The organism is Vallitalea maricola, from assembly GCF_036985595.1.
In the GTDB taxonomy this organism is placed as follows: domain Bacteria; phylum Bacillota; class Clostridia; order Lachnospirales; family Vallitaleaceae; genus Vallitalea; species Vallitalea maricola.
In genome coordinates this window covers 1-23,167 of the sequence record NZ_BTPU01000037.1, presented here as the reverse complement: position 1 = coordinate 23,167, position 23,167 = coordinate 1, and the positions used below count along the sequence as shown (strand labels likewise).

General features: G+C 33.9%; 37 protein-coding genes. All 37 read left to right on the top strand.

The window, feature by feature from the left end; translation table 11 throughout:
- Positions 1-75 precede the first annotated feature (75 nt).
- The gene (locus AACQ14_RS12670; protein WP_339363949.1) at positions 76-315 is read left to right on the top strand and encodes a ribosomal L7Ae/L30e/S12e/Gadd45 family protein; all 240 of its coding nucleotides are present in this window, start codon (positions 76-78) and stop codon (positions 313-315) included.
- A gap of 41 nt (positions 316-356) precedes the next feature.
- Positions 357-770: a 30S ribosomal protein S12 gene (gene rpsL / locus AACQ14_RS12665; RefSeq protein ID WP_339363948.1), complete on the top strand. Its 414-nt coding sequence runs from the start codon at positions 357-359 to the stop codon at positions 768-770.
- A 210-nt stretch (positions 771-980) separates the two neighbouring features.
- Positions 981-1,451 (top strand): 30S ribosomal protein S7, encoded by a 471-nt coding sequence (gene rpsG / locus AACQ14_RS12660; protein ID WP_193774455.1) that lies wholly within the window; start codon positions 981-983, stop codon positions 1,449-1,451.
- Between the two features lie 186 nt (positions 1,452-1,637).
- Positions 1,638-3,722, top strand: a complete 2,085-nt coding sequence (gene fusA, locus AACQ14_RS12655; protein WP_339363947.1) for an elongation factor G — start codon at positions 1,638-1,640, stop codon at positions 3,720-3,722.
- A 160-nt stretch (positions 3,723-3,882) separates the two neighbouring features.
- Positions 3,883-5,073 carry an elongation factor Tu gene (gene tuf / locus AACQ14_RS12650; protein WP_113672542.1) on the top strand — a complete coding sequence of 397 codons (1,191 nt, stop codon included), beginning with the start codon at positions 3,883-3,885 and terminating at the stop codon, positions 5,071-5,073.
- Between the two features lie 478 nt (positions 5,074-5,551).
- Positions 5,552-6,496: an AraC family transcriptional regulator gene (locus tag AACQ14_RS12645; protein WP_339363946.1), complete on the top strand. Its 945-nt coding sequence runs from the start codon at positions 5,552-5,554 to the stop codon at positions 6,494-6,496.
- 399 nt (positions 6,497-6,895) lie between these two features.
- Complete coding sequence (rpsJ, locus tag AACQ14_RS12640; RefSeq protein WP_113672540.1) at positions 6,896-7,207, top strand: 30S ribosomal protein S10; 312 nt, start codon at positions 6,896-6,898, stop codon at positions 7,205-7,207.
- 109 nt (positions 7,208-7,316) lie between these two features.
- Positions 7,317-7,946: a 50S ribosomal protein L3 gene (gene rplC / locus AACQ14_RS12635; RefSeq protein ID WP_113672539.1), complete on the top strand. Its 630-nt coding sequence runs from the start codon at positions 7,317-7,319 to the stop codon at positions 7,944-7,946.
- Between the two features lie 26 nt (positions 7,947-7,972).
- Complete coding sequence (gene rplD / locus AACQ14_RS12630; protein WP_339363945.1) at positions 7,973-8,593, top strand: 50S ribosomal protein L4; 621 nt, start codon at positions 7,973-7,975, stop codon at positions 8,591-8,593.
- Positions 8,593-8,892 (top strand): 50S ribosomal protein L23, encoded by a 300-nt coding sequence (rplW, locus tag AACQ14_RS12625; protein WP_339363944.1) that lies wholly within the window; start codon positions 8,593-8,595, stop codon positions 8,890-8,892. The genes rplD and rplW overlap by 1 nt, the downstream gene beginning before the upstream one ends.
- Before the next feature lie 97 nt (positions 8,893-8,989).
- Positions 8,990-9,826, top strand: coding sequence for a 50S ribosomal protein L2 (gene rplB / locus AACQ14_RS12620; RefSeq protein ID WP_339363942.1), 837 nt, complete (start codon positions 8,990-8,992; stop codon positions 9,824-9,826).
- 26 nt (positions 9,827-9,852) lie between these two features.
- Positions 9,853-10,134 (top strand): 30S ribosomal protein S19, encoded by a 282-nt coding sequence (rpsS, locus tag AACQ14_RS12615; RefSeq protein WP_113672535.1) that lies wholly within the window; start codon positions 9,853-9,855, stop codon positions 10,132-10,134.
- A gap of 36 nt (positions 10,135-10,170) precedes the next feature.
- Positions 10,171-10,557, top strand: a complete 387-nt coding sequence (gene rplV, locus AACQ14_RS12610) for a 50S ribosomal protein L22 (protein WP_293754056.1) — start codon at positions 10,171-10,173, stop codon at positions 10,555-10,557.
- A gap of 15 nt (positions 10,558-10,572) precedes the next feature.
- A complete protein-coding gene (gene rpsC, locus AACQ14_RS12605) occupies positions 10,573-11,232 on the top strand; it encodes a 30S ribosomal protein S3 (protein ID WP_339363941.1) in 660 nt (219 codons plus the stop codon).
- Positions 11,232-11,672 carry a 50S ribosomal protein L16 gene (gene rplP, locus AACQ14_RS12600; RefSeq protein WP_339363940.1) on the top strand — a complete coding sequence of 147 codons (441 nt, stop codon included), beginning with the start codon at positions 11,232-11,234 and terminating at the stop codon, positions 11,670-11,672. Before rpsC ends, rplP begins: the two co-directional genes overlap by 1 nt.
- Positions 11,659-11,868 carry a 50S ribosomal protein L29 gene (gene rpmC, locus AACQ14_RS12595; protein ID WP_339363939.1) on the top strand — a complete coding sequence of 70 codons (210 nt, stop codon included), beginning with the start codon at positions 11,659-11,661 and terminating at the stop codon, positions 11,866-11,868. Before rplP ends, rpmC begins: the two co-directional genes overlap by 14 nt.
- A 20-nt stretch (positions 11,869-11,888) precedes the next feature.
- Positions 11,889-12,146 (top strand): 30S ribosomal protein S17, encoded by a 258-nt coding sequence (gene rpsQ / locus AACQ14_RS12590; protein WP_339363938.1) that lies wholly within the window; start codon positions 11,889-11,891, stop codon positions 12,144-12,146.
- Between the two features lie 31 nt (positions 12,147-12,177).
- Positions 12,178-12,546 (top strand): 50S ribosomal protein L14, encoded by a 369-nt coding sequence (gene rplN / locus AACQ14_RS12585; protein ID WP_113672529.1) that lies wholly within the window; start codon positions 12,178-12,180, stop codon positions 12,544-12,546.
- 13 nt (positions 12,547-12,559) lie between these two features.
- Positions 12,560-12,895 (top strand): 50S ribosomal protein L24, encoded by a 336-nt coding sequence (gene rplX / locus AACQ14_RS12580; RefSeq protein WP_339363937.1) that lies wholly within the window; start codon positions 12,560-12,562, stop codon positions 12,893-12,895.
- A gap of 23 nt (positions 12,896-12,918) precedes the next feature.
- On the top strand, positions 12,919-13,458 hold the full coding sequence (gene rplE / locus AACQ14_RS12575; protein ID WP_113672527.1) for a 50S ribosomal protein L5: 540 nt from the start codon (positions 12,919-12,921) through the stop codon (positions 13,456-13,458).
- Between the two features lie 19 nt (positions 13,459-13,477).
- A complete protein-coding gene (locus AACQ14_RS12570; protein WP_113672526.1) occupies positions 13,478-13,663 on the top strand; it encodes a type Z 30S ribosomal protein S14 in 186 nt (61 codons plus the stop codon).
- Positions 13,664-13,693: 30 nt separating this feature from the next.
- Positions 13,694-14,095, top strand: a complete 402-nt coding sequence (rpsH, locus tag AACQ14_RS12565; RefSeq protein WP_339363935.1) for a 30S ribosomal protein S8 — start codon at positions 13,694-13,696, stop codon at positions 14,093-14,095.
- A gap of 94 nt (positions 14,096-14,189) precedes the next feature.
- Positions 14,190-14,723 (top strand): 50S ribosomal protein L6, encoded by a 534-nt coding sequence (gene rplF / locus AACQ14_RS12560; RefSeq protein WP_339363934.1) that lies wholly within the window; start codon positions 14,190-14,192, stop codon positions 14,721-14,723.
- Positions 14,724-14,747: 24 nt separating this feature from the next.
- The gene (rplR, locus tag AACQ14_RS12555) at positions 14,748-15,116 is read left to right on the top strand and encodes a 50S ribosomal protein L18 (RefSeq protein ID WP_339363933.1); all 369 of its coding nucleotides are present in this window, start codon (positions 14,748-14,750) and stop codon (positions 15,114-15,116) included.
- A 16-nt stretch (positions 15,117-15,132) separates the two neighbouring features.
- Positions 15,133-15,642 (top strand): 30S ribosomal protein S5, encoded by a 510-nt coding sequence (gene rpsE / locus AACQ14_RS12550; protein ID WP_113672522.1) that lies wholly within the window; start codon positions 15,133-15,135, stop codon positions 15,640-15,642.
- 12 nt (positions 15,643-15,654) lie between these two features.
- Complete coding sequence (rpmD, locus tag AACQ14_RS12545) at positions 15,655-15,837, top strand: 50S ribosomal protein L30 (protein ID WP_339363932.1); 183 nt, start codon at positions 15,655-15,657, stop codon at positions 15,835-15,837.
- A gap of 32 nt (positions 15,838-15,869) precedes the next feature.
- Positions 15,870-16,310 carry a 50S ribosomal protein L15 gene (gene rplO, locus AACQ14_RS12540; protein ID WP_339363931.1) on the top strand — a complete coding sequence of 147 codons (441 nt, stop codon included), beginning with the start codon at positions 15,870-15,872 and terminating at the stop codon, positions 16,308-16,310.
- Positions 16,311-17,582, top strand: a complete 1,272-nt coding sequence (gene secY / locus AACQ14_RS12535) for a preprotein translocase subunit SecY (RefSeq protein WP_339363930.1) — start codon at positions 16,311-16,313, stop codon at positions 17,580-17,582.
- 100 nt (positions 17,583-17,682) lie between these two features.
- On the top strand, positions 17,683-18,327 hold the full coding sequence (locus AACQ14_RS12530; protein ID WP_113672518.1) for an adenylate kinase: 645 nt from the start codon (positions 17,683-17,685) through the stop codon (positions 18,325-18,327).
- A gap of 4 nt (positions 18,328-18,331) precedes the next feature.
- Positions 18,332-19,081 carry a type I methionyl aminopeptidase gene (map, locus tag AACQ14_RS12525; RefSeq protein ID WP_113672517.1) on the top strand — a complete coding sequence of 250 codons (750 nt, stop codon included), beginning with the start codon at positions 18,332-18,334 and terminating at the stop codon, positions 19,079-19,081.
- Positions 19,082-19,098: 17 nt separating this feature from the next.
- Positions 19,099-19,374 carry a KOW domain-containing RNA-binding protein gene (locus tag AACQ14_RS12520; protein ID WP_113672516.1) on the top strand — a complete coding sequence of 92 codons (276 nt, stop codon included), beginning with the start codon at positions 19,099-19,101 and terminating at the stop codon, positions 19,372-19,374.
- Between the two features lie 21 nt (positions 19,375-19,395).
- The gene (gene infA / locus AACQ14_RS12515) at positions 19,396-19,614 is read left to right on the top strand and encodes a translation initiation factor IF-1 (RefSeq protein ID WP_113672515.1); all 219 of its coding nucleotides are present in this window, start codon (positions 19,396-19,398) and stop codon (positions 19,612-19,614) included.
- Between the two features lie 178 nt (positions 19,615-19,792).
- Positions 19,793-19,906: a 50S ribosomal protein L36 gene (gene rpmJ / locus AACQ14_RS12510; RefSeq protein WP_113672514.1), complete on the top strand. Its 114-nt coding sequence runs from the start codon at positions 19,793-19,795 to the stop codon at positions 19,904-19,906.
- A 515-nt stretch (positions 19,907-20,421) separates the two neighbouring features.
- Positions 20,422-20,790, top strand: coding sequence for a 30S ribosomal protein S13 (gene rpsM / locus AACQ14_RS12505; protein ID WP_113672513.1), 369 nt, complete (start codon positions 20,422-20,424; stop codon positions 20,788-20,790).
- 21 nt (positions 20,791-20,811) lie between these two features.
- On the top strand, positions 20,812-21,207 hold the full coding sequence (rpsK, locus tag AACQ14_RS12500; RefSeq protein ID WP_113672512.1) for a 30S ribosomal protein S11: 396 nt from the start codon (positions 20,812-20,814) through the stop codon (positions 21,205-21,207).
- Between the two features lie 28 nt (positions 21,208-21,235).
- Positions 21,236-21,862, top strand: a complete 627-nt coding sequence (gene rpsD, locus AACQ14_RS12495) for a 30S ribosomal protein S4 (RefSeq protein WP_339363928.1) — start codon at positions 21,236-21,238, stop codon at positions 21,860-21,862.
- Between the two features lie 203 nt (positions 21,863-22,065).
- On the top strand, positions 22,066-23,025 hold the full coding sequence (locus tag AACQ14_RS12490; RefSeq protein WP_339363927.1) for a DNA-directed RNA polymerase subunit alpha: 960 nt from the start codon (positions 22,066-22,068) through the stop codon (positions 23,023-23,025).
- The last annotated feature ends 142 nt before the right edge of the window (positions 23,026-23,167 follow it).

The following is a 23,167-nucleotide window of genomic DNA, read 5'->3' as shown; positions in this document are numbered from 1 at the left end:
TTTATAAAAAATAGTGTTAAAATTCAGCAGTGTGCATTGTAATAATTTTTTTAGTGACCGAAAGGGATGATCTATGTGCACCGATTAAAAACTAATTCCAAAGTTATTGGGATGAAACAGACTCTCAAAGCGCTTGAGAATGAAGAAGTAGAAGTACTTTATGTTGCAAAAGATGCACAGAATGAAGTAATTATTAGACCCATTGAACTAGCCAAGAGTCAGCAAGTCCCTGTAGTATATATTGATACAATGGAGGAATTAGGTTCAGTTTGCGATGTAGAAGTTAAAACAGCAACCGCAGCACTAATTAAATAAGATGTTAGGGCATCTTAATAAAATTACAGGAGGTGAAATAGATGCCTACTATTAATCAATTGATAAGAAAAGGAAGATCAGTATCAACTAAGAAATCAACAGCACCTGCTCTTCAAAAAGGCTATAACTCTTTACACAAGAAAACTACTGATGTATCATCACCACAAAAAAGAGGTGTTTGTACTGCAGTAAAAACAGCCACTCCAAAAAAACCAAACTCAGCTCTTCGTAAAATTGCAAGGGTTCGTTTAACTAATGGTATTGAAGTAACAGGCTATATTCCTGGTGAAGGACATAACCTACAAGAACATAGCGTTGTTCTACTAAGAGGTGGAAGGGTAAAAGACTTACCTGGTACACGTTATCATATTGTTAGAGGTACACTTGATACAGCTGGTGTAGCTGACCGTAAACAATCACGTTCCAAATACGGAGCTAAGAGACCAAAAAAATAATTCTTTAGTAATGTTTACTAGAATTAAATAATTAGTAAATATCATATGAAGAACACTTCAGTAATTTACTAATTAGTGCTAGGTAAAATTGGAATATTACCTGTAGGTTGCAGGATTATATATATATTACGATATACCGAGCACGTAACATGGATATTAATTATATTCATGAGTACCGAAGAATTAATTATTATTAAGGAGGGAAGAGCCGTGCCACGTAAAGGACATATCCAAAAAAGAGAAGTATTAGCTGATCCAATGTACAGTGATAAAGTGGTAACTAAACTTATTAATAACATTATGTTAGATGGTAAAAAAGGAGCTGCACAAAAAATTGTATATGGAGCATTTGAAAAGGTAGCTGAAAAAACTGGAAAAGATGCAGTAGAAGTTTTTAAAGAAGCTATGAATAACATTATGCCAGTTCTTGAAGTTAAAGCTAGACGTGTTGGTGGATCTACTTACCAAGTTCCTATGGAGGTTAGACCAGAGAGAAGACAAGCCTTAGGACTTCGTTGGTTAACTATTTATACACGTAAGCGTGGAGAAAGAACTATGGTAGATCGTTTAGCTGCTGAGATCATGGATGCAGCAAACAATACTGGTGCTTCAGTTAAGAAGAGAGAAGATACTCATAAAATGGCAGAAGCAAACAAAGCATTTGCACACTACAGATTCTAATAGTAGTTGCAACCAGTTACATTACTCAAATATTATTTTTGAAGTTAATGTATATAATTTCACAAAATTACTAATAATGCATATGATAATGTGTTGTTAAACAAATATATGCGGAAGCTTATGTTTCCGCATAATAATCAATAAATTGTAGCTAAGTAACTGTAGATTACCAAAGGAGGAATAACTTTGGCTGGAAGACAATTCCCACTAGAAAGAACTAGAAACATTGGGATTATGGCTCATATTGATGCAGGTAAAACAACACTAACAGAACGTATCTTATTCTATACAGGAAGAACTCACAAGATTGGGGAAACTCATGAAGGTGCAGCTCAAATGGACTGGATGGAACAAGAACAGGAAAGAGGAATAACAATTACTTCCGCAGCTACAACTTGTCAATGGCTGAATCATAGGATTAACATTATTGATACACCGGGGCACGTTGACTTTACAGTAGAAGTAGAACGTTCTCTTCGTGTTTTAGATGGTTCTGTAGGTGTATTTTGTGCAAAAGGTGGAGTAGAGCCACAATCAGAAACTGTTTGGCGTCAAGCAGATAAATATAGAGTACCTAGAATGGCATTTGTTAATAAAATGGATATTATGGGTGCAGACTTTTATAATGCAGTAGATATGATGAGAGATAGACTTGGTGCTAATGCAGTACCAATTCAATTACCTATCGGAGCAGAAGATGACTTTGTAGGTCTTATAGATTTAATGAAAATGAAAGCATTTATTTATAAAGATGACCTTGGTCAAGATATCTCCGAAGAAGACATCCCAGCAGATTTAGCAGATCAAGCAGAAGAATATAGAGAAGCTATGGTTGAAGCAATCGCTGAAACGGATGAAGAATTAATGGAAAAATATCTTGAAGGAGAAGAGCTTACAGAAAAAGAATTAAAGAAAGCTCTAAGAAAAGCAGTAATAAACGTTGAGATTATTCCTGTTTTATGTGGTACAGCATATAGAAACAAAGGTGCCCAAAAATTATTGGATGCAGTTGTTGATTATATGCCAGCTCCTATAGATGTACCTGCTATTAAAGGTATTGACCCAGATACAGAAGAAGAAGTAGAAAGACCATCTTCAGACGAAGAGCCTTTCTCAGCATTAGCATTTAAGATAATGGCAGACCCATTTGTTGGTAAACTAGCATTCTTTAGAGTTTATTCAGGAACAACTAATTCAGGTTCTTATGTATATAACTCAACTAAGAATAAGAAAGAACGTATGGGACGTATTCTTCAAATGCATGCTAACAAGAGAGAAGAAATTGATAAAGTATACTCAGGGGATATCGCAGCAGCAGTTGGTTTAAAAGTTACTTCAACTGGAGATACTTTATGTGATGATAAACATCCTGTAATACTTGAATCAATGATATTCCCAGAGCCAGTTATCCACGTTGCTATAGAACCTAAAACTAAAGCTGGTCAAGAAAAAATGGGTATTGCCCTTGCTAAATTAGCAGAAGAAGATCCAACATTCAAAACACGTACTGATCACGATACAGGACAAACAATTATTTCTGGTATGGGTGAACTTCACCTTGAAATCATTGTTGACCGTCTACTTAGAGAATTCAAAGTAGAAGCTAACGTAGGTCAACCACAAGTTGCATACAAAGAGACTATTACTAAAGAAGTTGAAGTAGAAGGTAAATTTGTACGTCAATCAGGTGGACGTGGGCAATATGGACATTGTAAGGTTAGATTCTCACCAATGGACGTTAATAGTGAAGAAACTTATGAATTTGTTAATTCTATAGTTGGTGGTTCTATTCCAAAAGAATATATCCCAGCAGTAGATAATGGAATTCAAGAAGCAATGAGTAGTGGTTTATTAGCAGGATATCCTGTACTTGGTATTAAAGCAGTTTGTTATGATGGATCATACCATGATGTTGACTCATCTGAGATGGCTTTCAAAATTGCCGGATCAATGGCATTCAAAGAAGCTATGAGAAAAGGTGGAGCAACTCTTTGTGAACCAATCATGAGAGTTGACGTTTCAGTACCAGAAGATTACATGGGTGATGTTATTGGTGACATCAACTCACGTAGAGGACGTATCGAAGGTATGGAACCACGTAATGGTGTTCAACAAATCCACGGATTTGTACCATTATCAGAAATGTTTGGTTATGCAACAGACTTACGTTCAAAAACTCAAGGTAGAGGAACTTATGTAATGCAATTTGATCATTTTGAACCACTACCAAAATCAATACAAGAAAAGATTATTGCAGGTAAAGCAAACTAATTAGTTGTTGTTTTCTAGAATAATGATATTGTAATATTAAATAACAATAAAAAACTTGCAAAATTTATTTTAATAAAATATAATTGAAAAAGAGACCAATTCAGAAATGAATGGACAAATTAGGGGATTTGCCCTAGATATAAAAGGAGGAAGATTTTAAATGGCTAAAGCTAAATATGAAAGAACCAAACCACACGTTAATATTGGTACTATTGGACACGTTGACCATGGTAAAACAACATTAACAGCTGCAATTACAAAAACTTTACACGAAAGATTAGGAACTGGAGAAGCAGTTGCTTTTGATAATATCGATAAGGCTCCAGAAGAAAGAGAACGTGGTATTACTATCTCAACAGCACACGTTGAGTATGAAACTGAAGCAAGACACTACGCACATGTAGACTGCCCAGGACATGCTGACTACGTTAAGAACATGATCACTGGTGCTGCTCAAATGGACGGTGCTATCTTAGTTGTTTCAGCTGCAGATGGTCCAATGCCTCAAACTCGTGAGCATATCCTTTTATCAGGTCAAGTTGGTGTTGAATACATCGTTGTATTCATGAACAAATGTGATATGGTTGATGATGAAGAATTATTAGAATTAGTTGAAATGGAAATCAGAGAATTATTATCTGAATATGATTTCCCAGGTGATGATATTCCTATCGTTATGGGTTCTGCTTTAAAAGCATTAGAAGATCCATCAGGAGAATGGGGAGACAAAATCTTAGACTTAATGAAAGAAGTAGATGCTTATATTCCATCTCCAGAAAGAGATGTTGACAAGCCATTCTTAATGCCTATAGAGGACGTATTCTCAATCACTGGTCGTGGTACTGTTGCAACTGGTAGAGTTGAGCGTGGAGTACTTCACGTATCTGATGAAATTGAAATCGTTGGACTTGGAGATTCAAGAAAAGTTGTTTGTACAGGAGTAGAAATGTTCCGTAAATTATTAGACGAAGCTCAAGCTGGTGACAACATCGGTGCATTACTTCGTGGTGTTCAAAGAACAGAAATTGAAAGAGGTCAAGTATTAGCTAAACCTGGTTCAATTACTCCTCATACTAAGTTTAAAGCTCAAGTATATGTTCTTAAAAAAGAAGAAGGTGGACGTCATACTCCATTTTTCTCAAACTATAGACCACAGTTCTACTTCAGAACTACTGATATCACTGGTGTAATCAACCTTCCAGAAGGTGTAGAAATGTGTATGCCTGGTGACAACGTAGAAATGGAAATTGAACTTATTGCTCCAATCGCTATGGAAAAAGGTTTACGTTTCGCTATCCGTGAGGGTGGAAGAACTGTAGGTGCTGGATCAGTAGCAGAAATTATTGAATAATATAATTTGATTATTTAATATAGGAAAGCAGTGCTTGATGCACTGCTTTTTTATTTGGAAAATTGCTTATCTTTATAGGTATTTTTGGTATAGAGTGAGAAGTTTATTTGTTGTATATTTTGATTCCAGTGGAGGGGGTATTAGTAATAGGTTTAACTTTCCTTACCCTGAGAAGCGGTCGGTCTGCGTTAAACCTATTGCTAATACCCCTATATTGTGGGCTAGTGTTTGTAGGACATGGGAACGTTTCGTTTGTCATATTGTGGATATGACAAAGTAACATTTAATTTGTCGATATTTATTAGAATATAATTGGCATTTATGATAAGGATATACTAAAAGTATTATATCATTAAATTCATAATCATATATCTACTATTTATTTAAATTATTTGTGAATAGAGCATTTATCATCAAGAAAGAGTTTTTACAGAATGATATAATATAATCAATAAATCTAAGGAGGAGAGATAGAATAATGTATGAGTATAAAGAAATGCAGGGAGTTATTGATTATATTGAAGAGCATTTAGACGAAGATATGTGTATTGATATGTTGGCGGAGATGGGTATGTTATCGAAGTTTTATTTTCAGAGATTATTTTATAAGCTGGTTGGTGTTACAGTAATGGAATATGTTAGGCTAAGGAGATTGGCAAAAGCTGCGGAGGAGATAAAAGCTGGTGGAAAGATTACAGATATAGCTTTTGAGAATGGTTTTAATAGTTTGGAAACTTTTACAAGAGCATTTAAATCTGTATATGATATGTCACCTAGTGAGTATAAGAAGTCGGATATACCACTTGCACATTTTTATAAACCTGATTTGTCGTTAAAATATAGAGCGGTAGATATTGGAGTTCCTTTGGTTGCTTCAGGGGTAGTAATAGAATTTAGTGTTAAGGAAATTAAGGAAGATATCAAGGTAATGGGCATTGTAGAAGAATGTGAGATTGGGGTTGCGGGTCAGGACAATCCAGGAATTGCATGGAATAAATGTGTTGAGATAAAGAACAATATACTCAATCAAAGTAAGACAAATGTACAGTGTGGTATATCATTTCCATCTGAAAAACAAGGGAAATTTAATTATCTGGCATCAGTACAAGTTGATAAATTTGATAATAATAATGACAAATTATATCAATATGTTATACCAAAAGGTTTGTATGTAGTATGTACCTTCTCGGCTGAGAATTTCTTTGAATTGACTAATGCTGCTTTAGATAAAGCTATGGCGTATCTTTTACAGACGTGGCTACCTAATAGTGATTATGATATGATAAGTGATTTTGCTGCAGAGTATTATGATTATCGTTGTTTAAAAGATCATCCTATACCACAGCAGGTACAGAGTGCTCCTGTAGATATTATAAAGAACCCACCAGAAATGGATATAATGGTAATGGTGAAAAGAAAATAATATAAGTTTATAAAAAGACAGTGCCTACGGGTACTGTTTTTTGGTAAAAATAATAATATATTCCTATAAAACTGACTCATTTTTACATTTATGTAGTAGTTTATAAAAATAAAGAAAAAACATAAAAAAATATTGAAAAACCCTTGCATTATGGAGCTTCTTAGTGTATACTAATAAATGCTGTGACAAAGATAGCTTAGAAGTGTGAGGTTGCCGCATAAGCGGGTAATTCACATGGAGCGAATGTCATGTTCAAGAAACTGGCGGCAAGGTCACTGTACAATATAAAGTCAAAGCGATGTAGGCTTGATTTGAGGTGTGTAGGATATATGATACACACGGAGCGATGTACAGTCACCACTTGTCGTACTAGAGTACGAAAAGGAGGCGACTTTTTTTATGGCAAGTCAAAAAATGAGAATTAGCTTAAAAGCATACGATCATCAATTAATCGATCAATCTTCAAAGAAAATTATTGAAACAGCTAAGAAAACTGGTGCTAAGGTGAGCGGACCAATTCCACTACCTACTAAGAAAGAAGTAGTAACTATTCTTAGAGCTGTACACAAGTACAAAGATTCCAGAGAACAATTCGAACAAAGAACTCATAAAAGATTAATTGACATTCTTATGCCAACAGCTAAGACAGTAGATGCTTTAATGAGACTTGAACTACCTGCAGGGGTAGATATCAAAGTAGATGTTAAATAATTATACGATAGTATAATATCCCTTAGAGGTTTATATATAAACTATAAACCATCTAGGATGATTACACTTATGTGTAATCCGCTGTAGATTATTAGGAGGTGCAAAGGAAATGAAAAAAGCTATTATAGCAAAAAAAGTTGGTATGACTCAAATATTTGAAGAAAGTGGAGAGTTAGTACCTGTAACAGTATTAGAAGCTGGACCATGTATAGTAACTCAAGTGAAAACACTTGAAAATGATGGTTACAAAGCTGTACAAGTTGGATTTGGTGAGAAAAAAGAAAAACACACTAATAAGCCAATGAAAGGTCATTTTGACAAAGCAGGCGTTAGCTTCAAAAAGCATATAAAAGAGTTTAGACTTGATAATGCAGAGGAATTTGAAGTAGGAAACGAAATTAAAGCTGATACATTTGAAATTGGCGACAAAGTAGATGTATCTGGTGTATCAAAAGGTAAAGGATTCCAAGGATCAATTAAGAGACATAACCAATCAAGAGGTCCAATGGGTCACGGTTCTAAGTCTCATAGAGTATCTGGATCTATGGGTGGTGCTTCTTCACCTTCAAGAGTATTCAAAGGTAAAAAGTTACCTGGACATATGGGTAGTGAGAATGTAACTGTTCAAAACTTAGAAGTAGTAAGAGTAGATGTAGAGAATAACTTACTTCTAATTAAAGGTGCTGTACCAGGACCTAAAAAATCAATAGTAACAATAGTAAATAGCGTAAAAGCTTAGTTAATACGTAGGAAGGAGGAACGATCATGGCAAAAGTTTCTGTTTACAACATGGAAGGTAAACAAGTTGAAGAAATAGAACTTAATGACAATATATTTGGTGTAGAGATAAATGAACACTTAATGCATATGTCAGTTGTAGGACAGCTTGCAAATAAACGCCAAGGCACACAAAGTGCAAAAACTCGTTCAGAAGTAAGAGGTGGCGGAGCTAAGCCTTGGAGACAAAAAGGAACAGGTAGAGCGAGACAAGGATCAATTCGTGCACCACAATGGACAGGTGGTGGAGTTGTATTTGCTCCAAAGCCAAGAGATTATTCAATCAAATTAAACAAAAAAGAAAAAAGAGCGGCATTAAAATCAGCATTAACTGCAAAAGTAAATGATAATAAACTTATTGTTGTTGATGAATTAAAACTTGATGAAATCAAAACTAAAAAGATGAGTGAAGTTTTAACTAACTTAAAAGTACAAAAAGCATTAATAGTTTTAAATGATAATGACAAAAATGTTGTATTATCAACTCGTAATATCAGAGGTGTAAAAACTGCACTAACAAATACAATTAATGTATACGACATTCTAAAATATGATACTTTTGTGGTAACTAAAGATGCAGTTGCTACAATTCAGGAGGTGTATGCATAATGGCTGATTTAAAATATTATGACATAATATTAAAACCTGTTGTTACTGAAAAAAGTATGGAAGTTATGGCTGACAGAAAATACACTTTCTTAGTTCATCCAGAAGCAACAAAGATTCAAGTAAAAGAAGCAGTAGAAAAAATGTTCGAAGGAACAAAAGTTGAAAAAGTCAATACTATGAATAATATTGGTAAAGTAAAAAGAAGAGGTATGACTTTTGGTAAAACTGCTAAGACAAAGAAAGCTATTGTTAAGTTAACAGAAGGCAGCAAAGAAATAGATTTCTTTGAAGGTATGTAATAAACAATATAATTAAAGTATAAACGACTAGTAGTTAGATAGTTAAAAGATACACACGGTAGCGTGTGTCAATATACTTTTGAAAGGAGTGCAATTCATGGGTATTAAAAAATATAACCCTTATACACCTTCCAGAAGACATATGACAGGTTCTACTTTTGAGGAGATTACTAAAAAAACTCCTGAGAAATCATTAGTAGCAAGTCTAAAAAAACATTCTGGACGTAATAATCAAGGTAAGATTACAGTAAGACACCGTGGTGGCGGGTCTAAGATTAAATATAGAATGATAGATTTTAAAAGAAATAAAGATGGTGTTCCAGGTAAAGTAGTAGCTATTGAATATGATCCAAACCGTTCAGCGAATATTGCATTAGTACAATATGTTGATGGAGAAAAAAGATATATTCTTTCACCAAACGGCTTAAAAGTGGGAAACAAAGTAATGAGTGGATCAGAAGCTGAAATCAGAATTGGAAATGCATTACAACTTAAAGATATTCCAGTAGGTTCTAGTATTCACAACATCGAGTTAAAACCAGGTAAAGGTGGACAGTTAGTTCGTTCAGCTGGTAATGTAGCTCAACTTATGGCAAAAGAAGGTAAATATGCAACACTTAGATTACCATCTGGAGAAATGAGATTAGTTCCAATCCTTTGTAAAGCTACAATCGGTCAAGTTGGAAATATCGATCATGAACTTATTACAGTTGGTAAAGCTGGACGTAAACGTCATATGGGTATCCGCCCTACAGTTCGTGGTTCTGTTATGAACCCTAATGACCATCCACATGGTGGTGGAGAAGGTAGAGCACCTGTTGGTCGTCCAAGTCCAATGACACCTTGGGGTAAACCAGCACTTGGTTACAAAACTAGAAAGAAAAATAAACATTCTAATAAATATATCATAAGAAAACGTTCAAGTAATAAATAATAACCACTAAAAGGAGGTTTGAATTAATGGCTCGTTCACTTAAAAAAGGACCTTTCGCAGATGAGCACTTACTAAAAAAAGTAAGAGTATTAAATGAAAAAGGCGATAAACAAGTTATTAAAACATGGTCAAGACGTTCCACTATTTTCCCTGAAATGCTAGGTCATACTATTGCAGTTCATGATGGAAGAAGACATGTACCTGTTTATATAAGCGAAGATATGGTAGGACATAAATTAGGAGAATTCGTGCTAACAAGAACTTATAGAGGCCACGGAAAAGACGAAAAGAAATCAAAAGTACGTTAAATCGGTAAATGCAGTATGGAAGGAGGCTAATTTATAATGGCTAAAGGGCATAGAAGTCAGATAAAAAGAGAAAGAAATGCTAACAAAGATACTAGACCTAAAGCAAAGGTATCCTATGCTAGAGTTTCACCAACAAAAGCTAAAATTGTACTTGATACAATTAAAGGAAAAGATGTAGGTGCAGCCGTAGGTATATTAAATTACACACCTAGAAACGGTGCTAGAATTATAGAGAAAGTTTTAAAATCAGCTATTGCTAATGCTGAGAATAATAATGGATTAGATCCAGCTAACTTATACGTTGAAGAAGCTTTTGCTAACAAAGGACCTACAATGAAGAGAATAAGACCAAGAGCACAAGGTAGAGCGTATAGAATAGAAAAGAAATCTAGTCATATCACAATCATTCTTAACGAAAGATAGATAAGGAGGGAAAGAATGGGACAAAAAGTCAACCCACATGGATTAAGAGTCGGAATTATTAAAGACTGGGATGCAAAGTGGTACGCAGAAAAGGATTTTGCAGACCTTCTAATAGAAGACAATAAATTAAGAACATATATTAAAAATAAATTGTATTCAGCTGGTGTATCTAGAATAGAAATTGAAAGAGCATCAGAAAGAGTTAAAATTAACATTCACACTGCTAAACCTGGTATTGTTATTGGTAAAGGCGGTTCATCAATTGAAAAATTAAGAACTGAGTTACAAAAAATGACTGCTAGTAAAGTCATCGTGAATATCGTTGAAGTAAAAAGACCAGAAAAAAATGCTCAATTAGTTGCTGAAAACATTGCACTTCAACTTGAAAATCGTGTATCTTTCCGTAGAGCTATGAAACAATCAATGGGAAGAACAATGAAGGCAGGAGCAAAAGGTATTAAAGCTATTTGTTCAGGGCGTTTAGGCGGAGCAGAAATGGCTCGTACAGAATCATATAATGAGGGAACAATTCCTCTACAGACACTTCGTGCAGATATAGATTATGGGTTTGCTGAAGCAAATACTATTTATGGAAAAATCGGTGTAAAAATATATATTTATAATGGCGAAGTTCTTCCTGGTCAAGTTACTAAGAGAGAAGGGAGAGGGAAGTAATGTTAATTCCAAAGAGAGTTAAACGCCGTAAACAATTTCGTGGTAACATGAAAGGTAAAGCGTTAAGAGGAAACAAAATCAATTACGGTGAATATGGTATTGTTGCATTAGAGCCTTGCTGGATAAAATCCAATCAAATAGAAGCTGCCCGTGTTGCTATGACTCGTTACATCAAACGTGGTGGTAAAGTTTGGATTAAAATTTTCCCTGACAAACCAGTTACAGCAAAACCTGCTGAAACAAGAATGGGTAAAGGAAAAGGATCACCTGAGTACTGGGTAGCAGTAGTAAAGCCAGGCCGTGTAATGTTTGAAATTGCTGGAGTAGAAGAAGAAATAGCTAGAGAAGCATTAAGACTTGCTATGCACAAGTTACCTTGTAAATGTAAAGTTTATTCTCGTGCAGAGCTAGAAGGCGGTGATAATTGTGAAGTCAACTAAATATATTGAAGAATTAAGAAATAAATCTGCTGCAGAACTTAATGAAGATTTAGTTACTGCAAAGAAAGAATTATTTAACCTAAGATTTCAAAATGCGACTAACCAATTAGATAATACAGGTAGAATTAAAGAGGTTAGAAAAAATATAGCTAGAATTCAAACAATTATAACTGAGCAATTAAAGGTTGCTAAGTAACCTTGGAAGGAGGAATTCAAGTGGCTGAAAGAAATCTACGTAAAGTTCGTACAGGTAGAGTAGTTAGTGATAAAATGGATAAAACAGTTGTTGTAGCTGTTGAAAATAATGTAAAGCATCCATTATATGGAAAAGTTGTAAAAAGAACTTACAAATTAAAAGCCCATGATGAAAAAAATGAATGTGGCATTGGCGATAGAGTACGTGTTATGGAAACAAGACCATTATCAAAAGATAAAAGATGGAGATTAGTAGAAATAGTAGAAAAAGCAAAATAAGCTTTGTATTTGCTGAAAGGAGGTTCATCTAATGATCCAACAAGAATCCAGACTGAAAGTTGCAGATAATACAGGTGCAAAAGAAATCCTTTGCATAAGAGTATTAGGCGGATCAACTAGGAGATATGCAAACATTGGAGATGTTATAGTTGCTACTGTTAAAGATGCAACACCAGGTGGCGTTGTAAAAAAAGGTGAAGTAGTAAAAGCTGTAGTAGTTAGAACTAAAAAAGGTGCACGTCGTAAAGACGGATCTTATATCAAATTTGACCAAAACGCAGCGGTTATAATCAAAGATGATAAGACACCAAAAGGAACTCGTATTTTTGGACCTGTTGCTAGAGAGTTAAGAGAGAAAAAATACATGAAAATCCTATCATTAGCACCAGAAGTATTATAGGGAGGTGTAATAAGTGTATAAAACAAGACTTAAATCAGGTGATACTGTTAAAGTTATTTCTGGAAAAGACAAAGGAAAAGAAGGAAAGATTTTAACTGTAGATAGAAAAAATGGAAAAGTAATTGTTGAAGGCGTTAACATGGTTACAAAACATACAAAACCAAGTGCTGCTAATCAACAAGGTGGAATCGTTCACCAAGAATCAGCATTAAACGCTTCAAAAGTAATGTATGTTCATAAAGGAAAAACTACAAGATTAGGTGTTAAAGTAGTAAAAGAAGACAGAAATGGACGTACTAAGAATGTTAGATATAGAGTAGCTAAATCAACAGGTGAAGTTATAGATTAATAGTAGAGAGGAGGCTAACTAGCTTGAGTAGAATAAAAGAGGTTTACAATAATGAAATTGTAGATGCTATGATGAAAAAATTTAACTATAAAAATAAAATGGCTGTACCAAAAATTGAAAAAATAGTTATTAATATGGGCGTTGGAGAAGCTAAAGAGAATCGTAAGATTCTAGATTCTGCTGTTAGTGATTTAACAATAATCGCTGGACAAAAACCTATAATAACAAAAGCAAAGAAATCTGTTGCAGCTTTCAAAGTAAGAGAAGGTATGCCTATAGGATGTAAAGTTACACTTAGAGGTAGCAGAATGTATGATTTTGCTGATCGTCTAATTAACTTAGCCCTACCAAGAGTTAGAGACTTTAGAGGTGTTAATCCTAACGCATTTGATGGTAGAGGTAACTACGCTTTAGGTATTAAAGAGCAATTAATCTTTCCTGAGATCGAATATGATAAAGTTGATAAAGTTAGAGGTATGGATATTATCTTCGTTACTACAGCTAAGACTGATGAAGAAGCTCGTGAATTATTAACATTATTCGGAATGCCTTTTAAAAAATAATAAGGAGGGAATCGATTAAATGGCAAAAACATCAATGAAAATTAAACAACAACTTAAGCCAAAGTTTTCATCAAGAGCTTATAACCGTTGTAGAATATGTGGAAGACCTCACGGATATTTAAGAAAATATGGAATATGTAGAATCTGTTTCCGTGAATTAGCGTATAAAGGACAAATCCCAGGTGTTAAAAAAGCTAGTTGGTAAGATTTAGTAATAGGAAGGAGGCCACAAATTATGACAATGAGCGATCCAATTGCAGATATGTTAACAAGAATCCGTAACGGAAATACTGCTAAACATGATTTTGTAGATGTACCTGCTTCAAAAATGAAGCAAGCTGTTGCTGACATTTTGGTAAATGAAGGGTACATTAAAGGATATAAATTAATAGAAGATGGTTTAATCAAAACTATCCGTGTAGAAATGAAATACGGTAAAGATAAAAATGAAAAGGTAATAGCTGGAATCAAGAAAATATCTAAACCTGGACTTAGAGTATATGCAGGTAAAGATGAGCTGCCAAAAGTATTAGGTGGACTTGGAACTGCTATCATCTCAACTAATAAAGGTATCATAACTGACAGAGAAGCTAGAAAACAAAATGTTGGTGGAGAAGTAATTGCTTTTATATGGTAATTACTACTCTTGAAAAAAATAGACATAAAAAATAAAATATAATGGATGAAGCTTTGCAAAATTGCAAAGGTATTTAATCCGAGGAGGTGCAAGCATGTCACGTATTGGTAGATTACCTGTAGAAATCCCAGCAGGAGTAGAAGTTAATGTAACAGAAAGCAACTTTATAACTGTTAAAGGGTCAAAAGGTACTTTAGAACAACAATTACCAAAAGAAATGTTAATTTCTAAAGAGGAAAACCAAGTGGTAGTAAATAGACCAAATGATTTAAAGAAAATGAAATCATTACACGGTTTGACTAGAACTCTTGTTGCGAACATGATTGAAGGAGTAACTAAAGGTTACGAGAAAAAATTAGAAATCAATGGTGTTGGATATAGAGCACAAAAGCAAGGTAAAAAATTAGTATTATCTTTAGGATATTCACATCCAGTAGAAATGGAAGATCCAGAAGGTCTTGAAGCAGTAGTAGAAGGACAAAATGTTATTATCGTAAAAGGAATTGACAAAGCAAGAGTAGGTCAATACGCAGCGGAAATAAGATTTAAGAGACCACCTGAGCCATACAAAGGCAAAGGAATTAAGTACGCTGATGAAGTAATCAGACGTAAAGAAACTGGTAAATAGTAAAATAGTAAAGGGGTGAAATCCATGATAAAGAAAACATCACGAACTAAAGTGCGTGTTAAGAAGCATAGAAGAATACGTAATAATATAATGGGTACTTCTGAGAGACCTCGTCTAGTGGTTTTTAGAAGTGACAAACATATGTATGCGCAAGTTATTGATGATCTAACAGGTCATACTTTAGCAGCTGCTTCTACAGTTGAAAAAGACATTAATAGTAACTTAGAAAAAACTAATAATGTAAAAGCTGCAGCTCTTGTTGGAGAAACTGTTGCTAAAAGAGCTGTTGAAAAAGGTGTTAAAGAAGTTATTTTCGATAGAGGCGGATACATTTATCAAGGTAAAGTAAAAGCATTGGCAGACTCAGCTAGAGAAGCTGGGTTAAAATTCTAAGTAAGGAGGTAGAAGCATGAAGCGTACAATGATTGATGCTAGTAAGCTAGATCTAAAAGAAAAAGTAGTATCAATAAGACGTGTTACTAAGGTTGTAAAGGGAGGACGTAACTTCCGTTTTGCAGCTTTAGTAGTAGTCGGAGATGAGAATGGGCATGTAGGCGCAGGAGTAGGTAAAGCAACTGAAATTCCTGATGCTATTCGTAAAGGTATCGACGACGCTAAAAAAAGACTTATTGAAGTTCCTATAGATGAAAATGGTAGTATTCCACACGATTACATCGGTAAATTTGGAAGTGCTTCCGTTTTAATGAAAAGAGCACCAGAAGGAACAGGTGTTATAGCTGGTGGTCCTGCTCGTGCCGTACTTGAACTTGCAGGAATCAAAAATATCAGAACAAAATCATTAGGTTCAAATAACAAGAATAATGTAGTAACTGCTACTGTTGCAGGGCTTGATGGACTTAAAACTCCTGAAGAAGTAGCAAAACTTCGTGGAAAATCAATTGAAGAGCTTTTAGGATAGGAGGGAACCAAGATGGCAGATAAATTAAAAATTACTTTAGTTAAATCCACAATTGGAGCCATTCCTAAACATAGAAAAACAGTAGAAGCTTTAGGACTAACAAAACTTCATAAAACTGTTGAACAAAATGATAATAAAGCAATTAGAGGTATGGTCCATTCTATACAACATTTAGTAAAAGTAGAAGAAATTTAATCGGGTTAAAATAAGCAAGGAGGTGTAACAGCATGAATTTGACAGAATTAAAACCAGCAAAAGGATCAAGAAAATCTAATTATAGAAAAGGAAGAGGACATGCTTCTGGAAATGGTAAAACTGCAGGAAGAGGACAAGACGGACAAAAGTCTCGTTCCGGCGGTGGCGTAAGACCTGGATTTGAAGGGGGCCAAATGCCATTATATAGAAGACTTCCAAAAAGAGGTTTTACTTGTAGAAATTCAAAAGAAATCGTTGGAATTAATGTTGATGTCTTAAATAGATTTGAAACAGGTACTACAGTATCTGTTGAAACTTTAATCGAACAAGGCGTTGTTAAAAATCCTAAAGATGGTGTTAAGATTTTAGGAAACGGCGATTTAACTAAAAAGCTTACAGTAAAAGCTAATGCATTTAGTAAATCAGCAGTAGAAAAAATCGAAGCTGCTGGCGGGAAAGCAGAGGTGGTTTAGATGTTTAGAACACTTCGTGATGCATTTAAAATACCTGATTTAAGAAAAAAGATAATTTACACAATGTTAATGTTTTTTGCTATACGTATAGGAGCACATATTAGAATACCATTAATTAATCCTGCAGTTGTTCAAAATATGTTCGGTAATGCAGATGATGCTGGATTACTTGGCATGTTTGATGCATTCTCAGGTGGTGCGTTCAAGGATATGACATTGTTTGCTATGGGTATTACTCCATACATTACATCCTCAATCATTATGAACCTTCTAACAATTGCTATTCCAAAACTTGAGGAAATGCAAAAAGAAGGAGAAGAAGGACGTAAGAAAATTGCTAAAATCACTAGATACGGTACTATAGTATTAGCCCTACTACAATCAGTTGCAATTTCAATTGGTCTTGGTAGAAGCTTATTCTATGATTATAATATATTCTCAGTAATTATTGCTGTAACTGCAATGACTGCTGGTACTGCATTCTTAATGTGGGTTGGAGAGCAAATAACAGTAAAAGGTGTTGGAAATGGTATTTCTTTAATTATCTTCATAAACATAATATCAAGATTACCATTTGGAACCAAGAAATTATATCAACTTGCTACAGCAAGTAACAAATTGATCCCTGTAATTATCTTATTAATCATATATGTATTAATGGTTACATTTGTAGTATTAATACAATTAGGCGAAAGAAGAATTCCAGTACAATACGCCAAGAGAATGCAGGGAAGAAAAGTATATGGTGGTCAATCTACACATATTCCGTTAAAAGTAAATATGGCAGGAGTTATCCCAGTTATCTTTGCTTCATCCTTATTGCAGTTCCCAGGAACAATAACTCAGTTCTTTGGTGAGCCAAGTGGATGGTGGGCTTCTGTTATTAATTTCTTGAAAATTACTAGTATATCAGGAGCGCTTATTTACTTTGTATTCATATTATTCTTTGCATATTTCTATACTTCAATCATATTTAATCCAATTGAAGTTGCTAATAATATGAAGAAGAATGGTGGATTTGTTCCAGGTATTAGACCAGGAAAACCAACTGTAGACTATTTATCAAATGTTCTTAATAAAATTGTATTAATTGGAGCTTTAGCACTTGCACTTATAGCTTTACTTCCAGTTATACTTTCAAATGTATTTAACATGAATGTTACATTTGGTGGTACTTCACTTATTATCGTTGTAGGTGTTGCCCTTGAGACAATTAAACAAATTGAATCCCAAATGGTTATGAGACACTATAAAGGATTTTTAAATGCATAATAAATAGATTAAGAATGAAGCCAGAAATAATATTCTATCTTCATTCTAAATCTTAAATTGCTATAATCCGAATATAAGTAATAACTTTGGAGGTTATAAAATGAGATTAATTATGTTAGGTGCCCCTGGTGCTGGCAAAGGAACACAGGCAAAAAGGGTAGCAGCGAAATATAATATACCGCACATTTCAACAGGTGATATATTTAGAGATAATATAAAAAATAAGACTGAACTTGGAATAAAAGCCAAGCAATATATAGACAAAGGTTTATTAGTTCCAGATGAGTTGGTTGTAGATATAGTTGCTGATAGACTATTACAAGATGATTGTAAAGAAGGCTTTATTTTAGACGGTTTTCCAAGAACAATACCTCAAGCTGAGAGTTTAGACAAAGCACTTATGTCTATGAAAACAAAAATTAATTATGCAATTAATATTGATGTGCCTGATGAAAATATTGTAAGAAGAATGTCTGGTAGAAGGGCATGTCTAAATTGCGGTGCAACTTATCATATAAAGTATAATCCACCAAAAAAGGAAGATATTTGTGATAACTGTACAAGAGAACTGGTACTTAGAGATGATGATAAAGAAGAAACAGTACTCAAGAGATTAGAGATTTATCACAAACAAACTAGTCCGTTAATAGAATATTATGGAGAAAAAGATATCTTGATAACTGTTGATGGAACAGTTGACATTGATGATGTTACTAAGAGTATTGTAGAGATATTAGGAGCGTAAAGTTATGTCAATAACAATTAAAACCAACGAAGAAATAGCAATCATGAGAGAAGCGGGAAAAATAGTTGCTGGTACTCATGAATTACTAGAATCAATGATAAAACCAGGAATATCTACATTTGACCTGGATAAGGCCGCAGAAGAATTTATTAGAAGTAAAAACGCCATTCCGTCTTTTAAAGATTATAATGGATATCCAGCTAATATCTGTGCTTCCATTAATGAAGAAGTTGTGCATGGTATTCCTAGCAAGAAAAGAATTTTAAAAGAAGGCGATATAATAAGTATTGATATTGGTGCTTACTATAACGGATTTCATGGCGATGCTGCTAGAACACATGGTGTTGGTGAGATAAGTGAGGAAGCAAGAAACCTGATTGATGTTACGAAACAATGCTTTTTTGAAGGATTGAAGATCATTAAGGAAGGTAATCATTTACACCAGATTTCATCTGCTATACAGAACTATGTTGAAGAAAGAGGCTATTCAGTTGTAAGAGACTTAGTTGGACATGGTGTTGGACGTAAACTACATGAAGAACCTCAAGTTCCAAATTATAAAATAATTGGTAGAGGTCCGAGGCTTCTAAAGAATATGGTAATTGCAGTAGAACCCATGATTAATATTGGAAGGTATGAAGTTAGATGGTTAGATGATAATTGGACTGTTGTAACAATGGATGGGTCATTATCAGCTCATTATGAGAACACCATCTGTATAACTGAAGATGGTTATGAACTTCTTACTATTTAAGGCTGAGGTGTTATACTATGAACGAATTACAATATGGTCAAGTAGTAAAATCGAAGGCCGGTAGAGATAAAGACAAAATATTTGTCATAATAAATATAAAAGGTGAATATGCTTATTTAGCAGACGGTAATTTAAGACGAATTGAAAAGCCTAAGCAGAAAAAACTAAAGCATATACAACCGACAAATCATGTAATACATGAGATAAAAGATAAATTAATTAGAGATAAAAAAGTAACAAATGTAGAGATAAGAAGAAATTTAGCTGTTTACAAAGTTAACGACCAAAGTTAAATGGTGGAGGAGGTTGATATAATGTCAAAGAAGGATGTAATAGAAGTAGAAGGAACAGTATTAGAGAAATTACCTAATGCTATGTTTCAAGTTGAGCTTGAGAATGGACATAAAATCTTAGCTCATATCAGTGGTAAATTAAGGATGAACTATATAAGAATCTTGCCTGGTGACAAAGTAACGGTTGAACTTTCTCCATATGATTTAACTAAGGGAAGAATTATTTGGAGAGACAAATAATAAAGGTATTTATATAAATATCCTGAGTAACTTTAGTAATAAGCAAAACAACAATTGATATTGTTTGATATAAGTTGAATAAAACCTATAATAAGGTCAACAATTTAACAGAACACAGCTATCTTAAACTTTGAAATGTACCCAAACAAAACTCAATTGTTTAGGAAGGAGCAAAAAGATGAAAGTAAGAGCGTCCGTAAAACCTATGTGTGAAAAATGCAAGATAATTAAAAGAAAAGGTCGAGTTCGCGTTATCTGTGAGAACCCAAAACACAAACAAAAACAAGGTTGATCAGTATAATTAAACTTAATTTTCTTTATTGAGATTCTAAAAACGGTGATACGTTTATGGAATAGAAAGTGACTACGTCACGAAAAGATTTAAAATTATAAAATTATACATTGAGGTTAAAGTATGACAGCAATGTATAATATATATAACTTTTGTTAAAAATCTAAAAAAGTATTGCATATAATATTAAGATAGTATATAATTACTAATTGTGATATTATGCACAAAATTAGGGTTGAAATTATAAAATACCCTAATGATTAATTATGAATTACATTTTTAAAATTGTCATAATGATAATTTTAAAAAGTAAGATATAAGCGGCTGAGTAATGACTCACCAGGATGTGTTGTTCTAGTAAGTTATTACACAAATTTAAAAAATGACCATTAAATGATTCTCACTAAATCATTTAATATTGTGAAACAAATATGTTGGGATAATATTATCTAATATTTCACCGCATTAGATTATTATTCATTCCTTATCTTAAAAAACGGAGGTGTGAAGTACACATGGCTCGTATTGCTGGTGTTGATTTACCAAGAGAAAAGCGTGTAGAAATTGGTCTAACATATATTTATGGTATTGGTAGAGCAAGCTCTAATCGTATATTAAAAGAAGCAGGTATTAATCCCGATACAAGAGTAAGAGACTTGACAGACGACGAATCAGCTAAGATTCGTGAGATTATAGATAATTCTCAGTTGGTTGAAGGGGATCTTAGAAGAGAAAGAGCATTAAACATCAAACGTTTAATGGAAATAGGATGTTATCGTGGTATTCGTCATAGAAGAGGTCTTCCTGTTAGAGGACAAAAGACTAAAACGAATGCTAGAACAAGAAAAGGACCAAAAAGAACAGTAGCTAATAAGAAAAAATAACCCATAAGGGAGGTTTGATTAATGGCAAAGAAAGTGTCCAAAAGAGGGACCAAAAAGCGTGTGAAAAAGCATATCGAACGTGGACAAGCGCATATCAAATCAACATTTAATAATACAATTGTTACGTTAACAGATACTCAAGGAAATGCAATTTCATGGGCAAGTGCTGGAGGACTTGGATTTAGAGGTTCAAGAAAATCTACACCATATGCTGCTCAAATGGCAGCTGACACTGCTGCAAAAGCAGCAATGATACATGGTTTAAAAATAGTTGAAGTAATGGTTAAAGGACCAGGTTCAGGAAGAGAAGCTGCTATTAGAGCACTTCAAGCTGCTGGACTTGAGGTTACAAGTATAAAAGACGTGACACCAGTACCACATAATGGTTGTCGTCCACCAAAACGTAGAAGAGTATAATTCAATCGGCTAGGAGGTGTAATAAAAAATGGCAAGATATAGAGGTGCAGTATGCAGACTTTGCCGTAGAGAAGGTGAAAAACTATTCTTAAAAGGTGAAAGATGTTATACAGGAAAATGTGCTATAGATCGTAGACCTTACGCTCCAGGAGATCACGGTAAAAGACGTACAAAGATTTCTGAGTATGGTTTACAGTTAAGACAAAAACAGAAAGCAAAAAGAATCTATGGTGTTTTAGAAACACAATTTAGAAATTACTTTGCAGATGCTGATAAAAGAAAAGGTATTACAGGTGAAAATTTACTTATAATCCTTGAAACTAGATTAGATAATGTTGTATATAGAGCTGGTCTTGGTCGTTCAAGAACTGAAGCAAGACAAGTGGTTAGACATAATCATATTACAGTAAATGGTAAAAAAGTTAACATCCCTTCATATCAAGTTAGACCAGGAGATGTTATCGAAGTTAAAGAAAAATCATTAAGCATCCAAAGATTTAAGGATATTGTAGAAACTACAAGTTCAAGAATTGTCCCAGAATGGATAGATGCTGATATAGAAAACAAGACAGTGAAAGTTGTTTCTGCTCCAACTAGAGAACAAATCGATACTAATATCGAAGAAACACTAATTGTCGAGTTATATTCAAAATAATAATATATAGGTATATAGAATCTATATTAGTAATTTATTTAACTTATAAGTCAAGTAAAATGTGTGCACAAAAATTGACTTGATGTTTACTACCCTCAGAGCATGGACATAGCGCTCCTTGCGCTTCAAGTCTACATAGGAAAAAGGTATTTATAAAAACTATAGATCCTATGGTAAAATAAAGGAAAAAGGAGGGTCATTGAATGTTTGATTTTGAAAAACCAAAAATAGATATCGTTGAAATAACTGAGGATAACAGATATGGTCGTTTTGTTATAGAACCTCTAGAAAGAGGTTACGGAACTACTTTAGGTAATTCACTTCGTAGAATTATGTTGTCATCACTACCTGGTGCTTCTATAAGTAGCGTTAAGATTGAAGGGGTATTGCATGAATTTTCCTCAATACCAGGTGTTAAAGAAGATGTTACTGAAGTTATTATGAATCTTAAGCACTTAGCTATAAAGAATAATAGTGATAGTCCAGAGCCAAAAGTGGCATATATAGAGTTTGAAGGTGAAGGTGTCGTAACAGCTGCGGATATTCAAGCTGATCCTGATATCGAAATCATAAACCCTGATTTACCAATTGCTACACTTAGCGGTGGAGCTGACAGTAAATTATTTATGGAACTTACTATTACAAAAGGTAGAGGCTACATTAGTGCTGACAAAAATAAATCAGATGATCAACCAATAGGTGTTATTCCAGTTGACTCCATTTACACACCTGTAGAGAGAGTTAACCTTGTAGTTGAAAATACTCGTGTTGGTCAAATTACTGATTATGATAAATTAACTTTAGAGGTTTGGACAAACGGAACATTATCTCCTGATGAATCTGTTAGTTTAGCGGCTAAAGTACTTAGCGAACATCTTAATCTTTTTATCGACCTATCAGAAAACGCTAAGAATGCTGAAGTAATGGTTGAAAAGGAAGATGATGAAAAAGAAAAAGTTCTAGAAATGAGTATTGACGAATTAGAATTATCTGTTCGTTCATATAACTGTTTGAAGAGAGCAGGTATCAATACTGTTGAAGAACTTACCAATAGAACATCTGAAGATATGATGAAAGTACGTAATCTTGGTCGTAAATCTTTAGAAGAAGTATTGGCGAAATTAAAAGAATTAGGATTATCTCTAAAACCTAGTGATGAGTAATACTAATTAAGTCTTATAGATTATAACATCTGGAAAAAAGGAGGTTAAGCAGAAATGGCAGGATATAGAAAGCTTGGCAGAACTTCTTCACAAAGAAAAGCATTACTAAGAAACCAAGTAACTAATTTGATCTATCATGGAC